Genomic DNA, 13,205 nt, shown 5'->3' on the forward strand with positions numbered 1-13,205 from the left:
CGCCCGCATCGGGCAGGATCGGAAACCTCCTGTTCGCGAATGACCCGTGGTGGGGGCCGCCCCCCTCGAACGGCCCCCACCCGATTCACCCGGCCGGAATCGGCCGGACGTCATCTCGTGTCGTCGCCTGACCGCCGGGACAAGGTCACCAGCGAAAGCACCATGACGACCGGCCAGATGACAGCCACCAACGGGGCGCCTCCGAAAGTGATCGCCGTGACCGAAACCGCCGTCGCGATGAGCCCGCCGACGGGCGACACGTAACAAAACCCCAACGGCCCCAGGAAGAGAGCCCACAACAACGCCGCCTTCACCGATTTCGCCTGCGGACGGGGAACCGGATACCGCCCCGGCCCGAGAACCTCGTGATCGGCGCCCTGATACCACCCTCCGGACATCAGCGGCGGATGCGGCGCGAAGAAGGCCGGTCTTCGGCCGAACGCCTTGGGCGTCCGCGGGTTCTCCTCGGCAGGCAGGTGGCGGTGATCCTTCGGCCGTCCCATGACACTTTCGGCACTGCGCATGATGCCCTCCCCCGTCGCCGGCCCGAGGCCTGGTGAAGTCACCTCTTGCCTGGCACAATTACCGGTTGCGGTTCGAAACTTCCGGGTCTTTCTGCCCACTGACCATGCTGGCGAGTCGGGGGAGCGGCTGATGCGTCAAATGGAACACAGCGCGAAAGAAAACGGCGCGAGTCCGACTTCCGGGGAACCGGTGGGCCAGGATGACCGGTTCCGCCGCGGATGAGCACGGGGGGCTCGGAACCTGGCGACGGCTGACCCCGGCGGAGCAGTCCGCCCTCCGGCGCGCGGGCCACCTGAAAGTGTGGCGGCCGGGCCAGATCCTCGCCCTCCAGGGCAGTCCACCCACCAGTATGTTCGTCGTCCTGCACGGCTGGGTGAAGATCAGCGCCACCAACTATCGCGGCGAGGACGCCCCGCTCGCCGCCCGCGGACCCGCGGAAATCGTGGGCGAGCTGGCCCCGATCAGCGGACTCCCCCGGTCCGCCACGATGTCGGCGATAGACGAGGTGCACACGCTCGTCGTGCCGAGGGAGAAGTTCCTCGGCGTGCTGCGCGCGCAGCCGCGGATCGCGGAGGAAATGTTCCGTAACGCGGCGATCAGGCTGCAGCAGTCCGACAGGCTGCGTCTCGAGTCCGGCGGGCCGGACTTCCCGCAACGCCTCGCCGCGGTCCTCCTGGAACTGGCGCTGCAGCACTCAGTCGACTGGACGGACGGGAAGCAGGTCGATCTTCGCTTCAACCAAGGGGAATTGGCGGGCTTCGCGCGAGTCTCGCGCAGCACTCTGATCCGGGGGCTCGAAGAACTCCGGCGGCTGGGGGTGGTGCGCACCGCGCGCCAGCGCGTCACCATCACCCGCCCTCGCGCACTACGGGAATTGGCCGCCGGACGGCCACCACCTGCGGATGAGGCCTGAGCGAACCCGAAATCTCGGCTATCCTTGTCGAGGTTCAACTCTCGCAACCGTTTCACGGGGTGGAGGGAATCGGCACGATGAGTTCTTTCTCGGCAAGCACCGAACCGGACATCGAATCGGCGTTGATCGATCTCGACGCGGTCTCGTTCACCGCGTTACGAGAGCTGGACGGTGAAGCCTTCCGGCGATCAGCGCGCCATGTCGTCGAACGCACCACTCTCGTCCGCGCACGCTACAGAAGCGATAACGGCGGCGCCGGGGGCGGCGAGCGGATCGACTGATGCCGCCATCAGCCGGGTCTCGTCCCGCGTTCCACCGGTTGTCATGGCGAGACTTCGACGCGCTCGCACGTCTCGACGGTGACGAGGACATGGCTCGCCGTCTGCGCCGAGCCGAGCGGAGCCGACGCAAACTGTTGATCCACTCGTTGCTGACCGAAGCCACGAAGATACCGGATCATTCGGGACCGTTGCCACCGCTGGATTCCGCCTGGGAGCTCCTCGCACGTGCCGAAGCACGAGCACCCCGCTCCGTGAACAGGATGCTCACCAATCCGTACACCGGCAGCTGGGCAGGCTATACGACCCGGCTTCTGCGCAACGGAATCGACGGCGTCGGTCCTTTGTGGATGCACCTGGGGCACGCACACGCGATCGCCGCAGCCGCAGCGATCCGGGCGGAACTCGACTTCGAAACCGTCGTTCCCGCATGGCACGGGGATGTCATGCTCCCTTCGCTCGGCCTGGCCAGGTTTCCCGGCGAAGGGACGTTCACTTCGGCTGTCGTGCGCGGCGTGAACGGCCGGTACTCCGTGTCGAGCGCCGACGCGACGGTGCACTTGCCGGACATGCCCGAGGCCGATGCGGCCGGCTGGTGGGGAATCCGGCGGGTACGGAGTCAGGTCGGCGCGCACCGGTTCTCGCTACGGCTGGACGACCTCGATCCCTATCGCGGGCTCTACGAACCGATCCCGCCGGAACGGCTGCCGGGCAAGGACTTGGCCGATTGGCAACGGCTGATCGACGAAGCCTGCCGTCTGGTCGCCACCCATCTGCCCGGTTTGGCCCGCGTCATGCCGGTGGGATTGGCGTCACTGGTTCCGAAACCCCAGGTACTCTTCCGAAATCCGAGCGCGTCGACCGGGGAAGCTTTCGGCAGCGCCGTCCTCGGACTGCCGACCGACGGCGCGTCCCTGGCCGAAACGCTGATCCACGAATTCCAGCACATCGTGCTCGGCGGCCTGTTGCACCTCGTCGAACTGTACGAGCCGGACCCACGGGAGCGGATCTACGTGGCCTGGCGGGATGATCCGCGCCCCTTGAGCGGCGCACTGCAAGGGGTCTACGCCTTTTTCGGGGTCGCGGCCTTCTGGCGCGCACTGGCTCGTGCCGGGCAGAACCCGCGGCGCTCCGAGTTCGAATTCGCGTACTGGCGTGCGCAGACCTGGCGCACCCTGCAGGTGCTGCGCGCGGACGCGACCCTGACCGACGCCGGGCGCCGCTTCCTCGACAACATCGCCGATTGCCTCGGGCCCTGGCAGGACGAGCCCGTATCGACGGAGGCGAGTGAGCTCGCGACCGCCGTCCGCCGCGATCACCTCGCGGGCTGGGGCGCCCGCCACCTCCGTCCGGACCCCTCCGTGGTCGCCGAACTGGCGGCCGGGTGGCTCAGCGGAAGGCCCAGGCCGCCCGCCACCTTCGACGCGACCGACCTTCCTCCGACGCCGGTGCCGGACGGAGGCTGGTCCAACGCCAGAACGGACCTGATCCGGCTCGCCGTCGGCGGCACGGCGCTGCCGCCGGACGGACGAGGACCGACGGTGCCCGGCGCCACCGCCGCGGACTACGCATACACCGCAGGTGATCTCCTGTCAGCCGTCCAGGGTTATCGGCGGGAACTCGCCGCGGATCCGGACCGGCCGAACTCGTTGGTCGGGCTGGGCCTCGCACTGTCCGCACGAGGCCCGCATCCCGCCGCCCGCGCCTTGCTGCACTGCCCCGAACTCGTCCGCGCGGTCCATCGAAGCCTGCGATCCGGTCCCCGGCCGCCGACCGTGGAACAGCTCGCCGCCTGGATCGGGCAACTCGTACCGGGCTGAGTCACATCAGGATCGGGTCGATGTCACAGTTGGCTCGGGCACCGCGACCGGCCGCCTGCGTTCCCGGGTGGGCCTCGCCCAAGATCCGGCGATACCGCGCCAGGATCGGGTCACGCAACGGTGCGGCCTCTTCCGTCCGGCCGAGCGCGGCGAGATCCAATCCGAGGTTGAAGGACGCCGCCAGGACGGTGGGGTGCTCCTCACCGAGCACCTGTGTGCCGCGCTCGACCGCGTCTCGCCCCAGCTCGACCACCTTGTCGAGTTCGCCCAGCGCCGACAGATCACTCGCCAGGTTGATCGTGGCGATGATGGCATAGGGATGGTCCGGGCCGATGGTGGCACGGAACTGCTCGAGGGCGCGCTCGTTGAGGACGCGGGCGGCGGCGGGGTCGCCCTGCAGCCGCAGGGTCACCGCGAGGTCGGCGTTGGCCGCGAGGGTATGCGGGTGATGCTCGCCGAGACCACGCCGGTAGCGCTCGAAGGTCTCCTCACCGAGCTTCCTCGCCGCGGCCAGGTCACCCGAGTGACGAAGATCGATCGAATGGGCCAGCGCGGAGGCCATCGTCGTTCCGTGGTCGTTGCCATAAGCGAGCCGGAACCTCTTGAGAACTTCTGTGGACAGGCTGAGCGCCCCCGGGTGGTCGCCGTCCTTCCTCCGAGCCACCGCAAGCAGGAGCGAGTTGCCGGCCGAGTCCAGCTGGTCCGCACCGAAGCGGGCGATGAAGTTCTCCGTGAGCCTCTCCTGCTGGATCCGGGCCTGGCCGTATTCGCCCGCCTCGCGCAGGTCCACGTTCCTCGCGCTGTTGGCGCTGAAGGTGCGGACGTGATCGCGGCCGAGGACCTCGATCCGCCGCCGGAGGGTGTCCTGATCCAGTTCCAATGCCTCACGGTAGGCGCCGCCCAGCCGGAGGCTGATCGCATGCTGATATGCCGCGTAAAGCGTCTCCGGGTCGTCTTCACCGAACATCCGCTTGGCCTTCTGATAGACCTCCTCGCTCAGTTTCGTCGCCGCCGCGAAGTCGCCCTGTGCCCGGAGGTCGATCGTGATGTTGCGCTGGAGAGCGAAGGTCTCCTCGTTCTCTTCACCGGATATCTGAAGGCGTAGCGCGAGAGTGCGCTGGTTGAGTTCCGCGGCATCGGAGTACCGGCCGATCGCCCACAGATAGAGCCCCAGCCTCGACGAGACCTCGAGTGTCTGCGGGTGGGTGGGGCCGAGGACCTTGGTGAACCGCTCCCGCGCTTCGAGGCCGAGCCGAGCCGCTTCTTCGTGGTCGCCGTACTCGAACAGGTAGCGCATCAGGTTGATGTAGAGCTGACGCGGCCAGTCGTCGTCGCAGCCCAGGATGTTCGCCGCGTAGGCGTGCGGCAGCAGTTCCCGGTAGCGCGACCAGTGCCTGCTCGACTCGGGGTCGTTCGGGTCCAGCGCGGCGAGCAACTGGTGGGCACCGTGCTGCATCTGGGCGTGCACCTGACGGGCCATGACCCGGTTGCGCAAGACCAGCTGGACCAGGCGGTGCAGCTGGAGGGTGTTGTTGCCGTGGTCGATCTTCGCGAGGCCGTACCGGTTGATGTCGCGGATGGCGCGGGCGAGCTTGATCGGATCACGCAGCGCGGCGTCGAGTTCCGGGGAGATCGACACCCGGTTGACGCCGGTGAGCAAGTCACGCGAAATAGGCTCCGGGGAGAAGAAAGCACAGATGTGGAGGATCTGGTGAGCCGCCGGGTTGCGGGTCTTCAGTTCCTCGAACGAAACGTTCCACGCCGCGGCGACGGAGACCTCGTTGTCGGGCGCTGAGGCGGTGTCGAGGATTTCCTCGACCGACTCGTCGAACAGGCGCAGGTACTCCTGCACCGGCATCCCGGTCACCGCGCGCCAGGCCGCCGCCTGCTCGACGGCCAAGGGCAGGTCGCCGAGTTTCTCGGCGAGTTCGTCGGCATCGGCCGGGTCGATCTCCGGGCCACGGCGCCCGAGCAGCTCGACGCTTTCCTCGCGTTTGAACACCGCCAGCTCCAGCGGGCGCGCGATACCCGCCCAATCGGAGTTCCGTGAGGTGATCAGGATTTCGCCGGGTCCGTTGCGCGGAAAGAACGGCAGCACGGTATCCGGGCTTTCCGCGGCGTCGAAGACCAGCAGCCAGCGGCGGAACGGCCGTCCGGTCCGGAGCGCCTCGATGACCGCCGGGACCGCGACACTGGCCTCGGACGCGCCTTGGAGACCGAGGATCCCCGCGAGTTCGGTGAGACCGGCCCGGATCTGGGTGGTGTGCGCGGCGTCGATCCACCAGACGAGGTCGTAATCCTGCAGATGCCGATAGATGTACTCGGCCGCCATCTGGGTCTTCCCGATACCACCGAGACCGTGCAGTGCCGACGGGAGCACGGCGGTGGTCCCACTGCTCAACCGCTTGGTGAGCTGGTCCAGCAATTCGTCGCGACCGGTGAAGTTGGGGTTGCGCGGGGGGACGTTCCCGAAGACCATCGGCGGGTCATCGGCCTGACGGTCGGGAAAGTGCCGGGAGGTTTCCGAGGCCGAAGGGTGCACCATCCGGGTCGTCGGCTCGTTCGATTCGGTCTCACTGAGATAAGGCGAGCGTCCCTGTGACACTGACGTTGAGGCAGGTGGACGTTCGACCGTCTCAGGCATTATTGGGCTCACAGTCTTTTTTATTGGTCCAGGTAGGGGTGCGACGACGACTTGGTGTCGTACCGCGTTCTGCAGCCGGTCGGCCCGGGACAGATAGGGTCCGGAAAGGGCGCGCATGAGCGCGCTTTCGAGCTCCACATCGGCCGGGGACTCGCGGGTGAGGTCTGGGTCCGGTGTGCTGTTCGGGTCGGCGATGGCGTCCCGGAGGTGACCGAGCAACCTGATCCGGTCACCGAAATGAGTGGCGGCCACTCGGACGACCTTGGCCGTTTCCGACCGCCGCGCGCCGCTGAGCAGCAATTCCCGGACTGCCTCGGGAAAAGCGAAGACCCCGTCTGTGTCCCAAGTGGACTTGCCCTCCCTGAGTGCGGGAGCGTACATCATCCCCGAAAGTAAAAGTTCGAGGAGGTGCTCCACTCCCGCTTCCGGCACGAACCGCTGTCCCACCAGCCTCGCCACGTCGAGACGGACCGGTACCGCCGCGAGTAACTGTGCCAAGCGTAGCGCCGGCGGCGACGCAACACTGCGGAATCTGTGCACTCTTTCGGCGGGTGACAAAGTTACCGGCCGGTCGGGGGAATCGGACTGGGAGATCCGTTCCGAGGCGAACAGGACCGTTCCTTCGACGGCGTCGGCGTTTTCGCCGGTCATCAGTCCGGCCCACCAGCCCAGCGACCGTGGACGCAGTTCGAGCACCGGTACCGGGACGAGGTGATCGGGCACCTCGGAGCCGGGTTCGAGCCAGGCGTCCGCGAGATCGCACACCCAACGACCGTTGGGCGCCAACGCGTTCGGGACTCTCAGCCGGGCCTTGTGGGGGTTCATCCCGCATCGGCCCCACAGCCACTGCGGGAGCAGATGCACGATGCTCACCGGCATCGTCCGTCCCCATCGCGCCAAGATGGGGTACAGCGCGTCCTTCTTCTGCCAGGCGTCCCCGACACCGTCGGTCAGCAGCAATACCGCGCGCCGTCCCGACGAATCGAGGATCTCGTTCGGGTCGCGGGCGGATGCGCCCGGCGTGCCACCGCGAAGAACGAAATCCTCCTCGTTGTCCTTCGCGGTTTCCAACAGCCGGACCTGAATGGTTCGGAAAGCACCCACTTGCCGGAGCACTTCGACAAAGGCGGACACCCGCGGCCGCCACAAGGCCATCGACGGACCGTTGTCGAGGACGAGGGTCAGATCCAGCCAGCGCTCTTTCCGCGACCGGGTGACCGGCCACCACCGTCCGGTCTCCGCGGCCCGGACGGCGGTCGCCACTTCGTCCAGGACCACATTGTTGTGTCGCCGCGAGACCGTCTCCCGTTTCAAGGTTCTCAGCGCGCGGAAGTACGCGAGTGATTCGAGGACCACGACTCCCCCGGGCCCCGTGCCGTCCACCGCGGGTTCGGGCAACTCACCGGCGACGGCCTCGATCTCGACCAAGGGAGCGACTTCTTCGTCCGGCACCGGGACGTCGGTGATCCGCGACAACCCGTGCTCGGGAAGTTCCGGGATCTCCCCGCGTTCGGAGGGCGCGTTGCGGATCCGCGTGCGCTCGGGCTCCGGCTCCGGTTCCTCGGGCGGAGCGGATCCGTCGTCGGCCTGCCGCGGCGTGATGGCCGCGGCCAGCCACACGATGTCCGCGACGTCGGTCCAGTTCAGGTCCTCGAATTCGACCCGCCTGACCCCCTGGGGCAAACCGGCCCTCCGCTGCTCCGCCACCGACGCGGAACGCGAGTCGGACACACCGCCCGGCCCGTTCATGTCACCGCACCGTCAGTCGTTGCCAAAGGGCGTCCACCAGCCGCGGCCAAGCCTCCTGATCCGGCTGGTACGCACCCGACGTCGCCAGATAAACGGCGTCGAGCAGCCTGTCGGTCGGGAGACCACCTTCCGCCTTGCTCCGTTCGGCGAATTCGCGGATGAGCCTGTCCCGGTGTTCGCCGTTCTCACCGACCAGATGGCTCGCCACGATCGCCGCGAGCTGGTCGTGATCCGGGTTCTCGATCCGCAACTGCAGGCAGCGGCGCAGGAACGCGGGCGGGAACTCCCGTTCCCCGTTGCTGGTCATGATGACGATCGGGAAAGCATGGCAGGCGATCCGGCCGTCACGGACCACGGCGGTGCGCTGCGGATCCGCGGTGTGCACGGTGACCTCGGGATGCCGGTTGCGCACGCGGGCCAATTCCTCGATGGAGAATTCGCCGTCCTCGAAGATCGACAGAAGATCGTTGGGCAGATCCGCTTCGGATTTGTCCAGCTCGTCGATCAGCAGCACCCGCGGCAGTTTGCCGGGAAGGAAGGCGGTGCCCAGCGCACCGAGCCGCACGAAATCGCCGATCGGTGGCTCCTCGGCCTCGCCGCCGCGCTGCGCCTGACTGGTCGCCGCGGCCTGGACCCGGCCGATCGCGTCATAGCCGTACAGCCCGGAACTCAGCGCGGTATGGCTGGTGATCGCCCAGCGCAGCACCCTGCCGAGCCCCAATTCCCTGGCGATCCGATAGGCGAGGCTCGACTTCCCCGTTCCCGGATTCCCCGTGACCAACAGGGGACGCCGCAGATAGAGGGCGGCGTTCACCATGTTCAGTTCGCTCGCGTCGGCATCTTTCTCTGAAAGCGTGAACGCGGTGCCGAGCCGGCGTTCCGCCTCACCGTCGTCCGGTGGTGGCACGTCGTGCTCCGGTGGCGGATCCCCGCGATACGACCGCCACGGCGGCGGCGCGGGCAGCAATTGCGCGAGATCGATGTCGTGAATGGGCCTTCCAGTGCCCCGATAAATCCACCAATCGGGTGCATCGAGCTGCGACGTCCGGCCGTCCGCTGCCACGTCCTGATCGTTCCCGCTCATCCGCGGCATCCCCTTACAGTCGAGTCGGGGTCAACGGCTGGTCCAGAACGATCACACGTTTCGGGTCGTCCCACATTACCACCAGATCGTGAGCCAGAGAATTCTTGAACGGTACGGCCGCGCCGGAATTCGCCAGTTTGCGGCGATCCGGAAGCTCGTTGAAACCGCTCTCGGCGGCCAATACCCAGTCGAGCAACTCGCGCAGGTTCTCCGGTTCCGCGTCCGGATGCCAGAGCACCACCGGCAGGCCGCTGCGGAGGGCGGTCGTCAGTTCGTCCGGCAGCGCACCCCGTTCCGCTTGGGGCGATGGAGGTTTCGCCAATACCAGGCCGACCCAGTGGTCGTCGCTCAGTATGGCGTCGATCGGGTGATCCTCCGCGACTCCGGAATAGTGCAACCGGTCGGCGGCGGGATGCTCCACCATCGAATCCCAGCGATAGTTCCATGCGCGATGCCAATGCTTCGCCCGCATCCTCTCCAACGACCGTATTCCGAGGCGGTACCCGTAGCGCAACGGCTGCGGATGGCCGGTGCCATGTTCCTTCGCCCACCGCTGCACCGGCAAATTGATCAACGTCCTCGGCAGGAGGAATTCCACCGACGCCGACATGCTCTGGCCCGACCAGACACTCTCAGTCTCCAGGATGACGTCATCGACCCTGAACTCGACCTCGTCTATTCCGATTTCCCGCACCCCACCGAGTGCCGGCGGCCAGCTCTCCGGATCGTCCTGTCTCCAGAACGCGAGAGTGCACCGCGACGGATCGGCGGTGACCGGATCGAGCATGATCATCAAATGCAAAGGGGGTCGTTCCGGAATGGGCTTGCTCGCCCGCTGATGTCCGAGCGCGGGAACGAGCCGCAACGATCGTGCCAGGTCGGTGACCCGGCCCGCGATCTCGGCACCCGGCTCGCCCGCCACGTTTTCCGCGAGCAGGCGCAGGAACGCGAGCGCGGGCGGGACGCCGTCCGGGCCGGCGTTGTAGTCGGTCAGCAGGTGAAAGGCGGCCCAGGCGTCGGTGATGCCCTCCAGCCTTGGCAACGCGGCCGCGGGGCCGAGTGCCCTGCTCATCATGACCGGCAGATGCGGTACCTCCATCCGGGTCAAATGCCGGCGCAGGTCCGCCAAATCCTTGCGGGGGATCAATTCCAGAACCGCGTTGTCCAGGTCGGCCTTGTCTTCGGCGGCGGCCGTCGCGACGTCACCGTGCAACCGTAAATAAGCCGTTCCGGTGAAAGTCTTCACCGAGACGGGTATCGACCGGTACAACTCGGGCAACAGGCCCGGGTCCTTTTCGATGACGTCGGTGAAGAAACGCTCCGACGAGATGAAAGCGATCATCCGATCGGATTTCGCGAACACCTCCTTCGCCAGTGGCGCGTCCAGAATGCGGAACGCGGTGTCGACCGCGTCGCCGACCCACCCTTTCCCGTCGTACAGCACCTCACCGGCGTTGAGGCTCACCCGCAGCCGCATCTGCGCCTGCGGTGTCCGCGTGTGGTTGTACCGGCGGAGGGCGACCGCGAGGCGATCCGGCAGCAGGTCGGGGATCAGGCCTTTGGTCGTTCCTGTCGGAAGCAGGACCAGCACGCCGTCGCCGCGATCTTCGTGTGCGCAGGAATCGAAATCGACATTGCTTTCGGCGAAGGCGGTCTTCAGCACTTCGTACATGCCTTGGTGCACGGCGAGTTTGTCGAGGCGGTTCCGGTCCGGGGCGGTGAATCCCACGACGTCCACCACGACGATCGTGCGGTCGAGAGCCTGCGTCGGTCGCGCCATCGGCCCCCTCCCAAGGTCCGCGGCGCCTGCCCACCGGCGCCGACTGCCACATTATCGCGTCGAGCGGCTCCGAGTTGAGTGTCAATTGACAAATTGCAGGTAGCGGGAGTGTGAGTGGTGGGGACGGCCGGCTTCGACCGTCCCCACCACTCACGAGAATCGATCAGACGCCGGCGACCTGCTGGATCCAGCTGCGGTACCGGGTGATGTTGGTGTAGGCGGTGTTGTTCGACCGGTCGCTGGTCGAGGCGACGCCGACCTGGCGGCCGCCGGAGAACATCGGGCCGCCCGAGTCGCCGCCGGCGGTGATGCCGTCGACGCGGTTCGCGCAGACCGCGACCCCGCCGTTGTAGTCACTGCAGTTGACCGAGTTCACCCGGACGGTGGCGACCTTCAGGTAACGGGACTGGCAGTTGATCTCCGAACCGCACTGGCTGGTCGCGCCCCAGCCGTAGACCTGGACGTTCTGGCCGACCGCGACGTTGCTCGTGGTGCCGAGCGGCGCGTAGGTGGCGTTGACCGAACTGGTCAGCCGGACGATGGCGAGGTCCGCGCCGGAGTGGCGGGTGATGCTCGCCGCGGTGGCCATGGTGCCGCCGCTCTGCTGGTCGAGGCTGCCGATCCGGAAGGTGTAGCTGCCGCTGCTCGCGACACAGTGCTTGGCGGTGAGGATGTACTGCGGCGCGATGATCGTCGCGCTGCAGTTCTGCTGGCCGTTCACGAACAGCCGGGCCGCCCAGGGTCCGCTCTGCGCGTACTGGCCGCCGATGATCATCGGCTGCACGCCAGAGGGCTCGGCGGCGGTCGCGGCGGGGGCGGTCGAGCCGAGCAGCGCCATGAAGGCGGTGCCTGCCAGCAGGACGAGGGAGCGCAGTCGCATGTTCCGACTCATTTCTGCGGCCGGATCCCGGCCGCGTCAGTGGGGACGAACGCGCTGATTCTGTGTCGTGCCAAGGGAAGCCAGGAACCGACGAAAGTACGCGCGGGCTACCTGTTTATTTCCATGACGGCCGGAGACGATCTTTGAGTATGCGCCGAAGATCATTAGGTAGTCCGAGCGCCACCACAAATCGCTTGACGCCGCCGGGGAACCCCCATGCACTGTGCTCATGAAGATCCGCTCCACGACCGACGAGGACCGCGCCGTCTTCGTCGACACCATGTTCACCGCGTTCGCCCGGTTCCCGGAGACCTCCGCCGAGACCTGGTCCGCTCTCGAGATGGACCGCGGCCTGCTCGCCGAGATGGCGGACGGGCGGCCCGTCGGCACGGCCGCCGCGTATTCCTTCGAGCTCACCCTTCCCGGTGAGGTCGTCGTCCCGGTCTCCGGGGTGACCGCCGTCGGCGTCCTGCCCTCGCACCGGCGGCGAGGCGTACTCAGCGCGATGATGCGGCATCAGCTCGCCGAGTTCCGGGAGCGGGGCGAGTTCCTCTCCGTACTACTGGCGTCGGAGGCTCTGATCTACCGCCGGTTCGGCTACGGACCGGCGACCTACACCCGGCGCATGACGGTGCGACGCCATCAGGCCGCCTTCGCCGTCCCCCACACGGACGGCGGCTCGATCGAGGTGCTGCGCCGCACCGAATGCGGCGAGATGCTGGAAGAGATCTACGACCGGTACCGCCGGGCCCGGCCCGGCGCACTGTCCCGCCCACCCCACTGGTGGTCCGCGGGGGCCGGACAGCCGCCGATCTCCCTGGCATCGCGGTACATCGCCGTGCACCGCGATGCCGACGGCGTCCCGGACGGCTACGCCTCCTATTTCCTCACCGAGCCCAGCACCTTGACCGTCGACGAGACCATCGCCGTCGACGACGACGTGTCCACGGCCCTGGCGCGATTCGTGCTCGGTCACGACCTGATCACCGAGGTCGTCTTCAAGCACTGCCCGCCCGACCATCCGCTGCGGTGGCAGCTCGAGGACTTCCGCGCCGGCGAAGTCGGCAGCGACATGGACTGGCTCTGGGTACGGCTGCTGGACATCCCTCGCGCGCTCACCGCCCGCGGCTGGTCCACCGACGGTGAACTCGTCCTCGACGTCGACGACCCCGCGCTCGGCGAGCACGGCCGCTATCTGCTCGCCATCCGAGGCGGCGAGGCGTACTGCGTTCCGACGGACGCCGAACCCGACCTGTCCCTGGACGTGAGCGATCTGGGCTCGATCTACCTCGGCGGCACGGTCCCGAGCACGCTCGTGCGGGCCGGGCGTATCAAGGCCCATCGCGCGGACGCGGCGGCGCTCGCCGACGCCCTCTTCCGCGCCGAACGATCGCCGCACTGCCTGCACTGGTTCTGATCGCGAGGGCCCGGTCTCAGAGCGCGGACGTTCGTTGGCACCCTGTAGCACCACTGCTCTACCCGGACGCATGGACGACATCCGCTGTACGGCCTGAACCAGTTTCCGCGGTCTC

Annotated in this window: 9 protein-coding genes; 4 read left to right on the forward strand and 5 right to left on the reverse strand. The window is 67.5% G+C overall.

The features are described from left to right. Positions 1–110: 110 nt before the first annotated feature. On the reverse strand, positions 111–524 hold the full coding sequence (locus tag ACLJO0_RS32965; RefSeq protein ID WP_410582862.1) for a hypothetical protein: 414 nt from the start codon (positions 522–524) through the stop codon (positions 111–113). 200 nt (positions 525–724) lie between these two features. Here ACLJO0_RS32965 and ACLJO0_RS32970 point away from each other — a divergent pair, with 200 nt between their 5' ends. The 3 genes from ACLJO0_RS32970 to ACLJO0_RS32980 are packed head-to-tail and all read left to right on the forward strand — an operon-like array spanning position 725 to position 3,536. Beyond that, entirely contained in the window at positions 725–1,438 is a 714-nt protein-coding gene (locus ACLJO0_RS32970; RefSeq protein ID WP_125796238.1) for a Crp/Fnr family transcriptional regulator, read from the forward strand. Between the two features lie 59 nt (positions 1,439–1,497). After that, complete coding sequence (locus ACLJO0_RS32975) at positions 1,498–1,719, forward strand: hypothetical protein (protein ID WP_125800299.1); 222 nt, start codon at positions 1,498–1,500, stop codon at positions 1,717–1,719. Next, positions 1,719–3,536, forward strand: coding sequence for an HEXXH motif domain-containing protein (locus ACLJO0_RS32980; protein WP_410582864.1), 1,818 nt, complete (start codon positions 1,719–1,721; stop codon positions 3,534–3,536). Before ACLJO0_RS32975 ends, ACLJO0_RS32980 begins: the two co-directional genes overlap by 1 nt. A gap of 1 nt (position 3,537) precedes the next feature. Here the strand turns inward: ACLJO0_RS32980 and fxsT are convergent, their stop codons facing one another. The 4 genes from fxsT to ACLJO0_RS33000 all read right to left on the reverse strand — a co-directional run bounded on the left by fxsT (position 3,538) and on the right by ACLJO0_RS33000 (position 11,673). Continuing rightward, positions 3,538–7,929, reverse strand: coding sequence for an FxSxx-COOH system tetratricopeptide repeat protein (gene fxsT / locus ACLJO0_RS32985; RefSeq protein WP_410582866.1), 4,392 nt, complete (start codon positions 7,927–7,929; stop codon positions 3,538–3,540). A gap of 1 nt (position 7,930) precedes the next feature. After that, on the reverse strand, positions 7,931–9,013 hold the full coding sequence (locus tag ACLJO0_RS32990; protein WP_410582868.1) for an AAA family ATPase: 1,083 nt from the start codon (positions 9,011–9,013) through the stop codon (positions 7,931–7,933). A 13-nt stretch (positions 9,014–9,026) separates the two neighbouring features. Continuing rightward, on the reverse strand, positions 9,027–10,793 hold the full coding sequence (locus tag ACLJO0_RS32995) for a hypothetical protein (protein ID WP_410582869.1): 1,767 nt from the start codon (positions 10,791–10,793) through the stop codon (positions 9,027–9,029). Positions 10,794–10,956: 163 nt separating this feature from the next. Then, a complete protein-coding gene (locus ACLJO0_RS33000) occupies positions 10,957–11,673 on the reverse strand; it encodes a S1 family peptidase (protein ID WP_125789798.1) in 717 nt (238 codons plus the stop codon). Positions 11,674–11,902: 229 nt separating this feature from the next. Between ACLJO0_RS33000 and ACLJO0_RS33005 the strand changes: the two genes are divergently transcribed. Beyond that, positions 11,903–13,090, forward strand: a complete 1,188-nt coding sequence (locus tag ACLJO0_RS33005; RefSeq protein ID WP_410582871.1) for a GNAT family N-acetyltransferase — start codon at positions 11,903–11,905, stop codon at positions 13,088–13,090. Positions 13,091–13,205: the final 115 nt, after the last annotated feature.

The sequence above is a fragment of the Amycolatopsis sp. lyj-108 genome (genome assembly GCF_046549005.1).
GTDB lineage: Bacteria > Actinomycetota > Actinomycetes > Mycobacteriales > Pseudonocardiaceae > Amycolatopsis.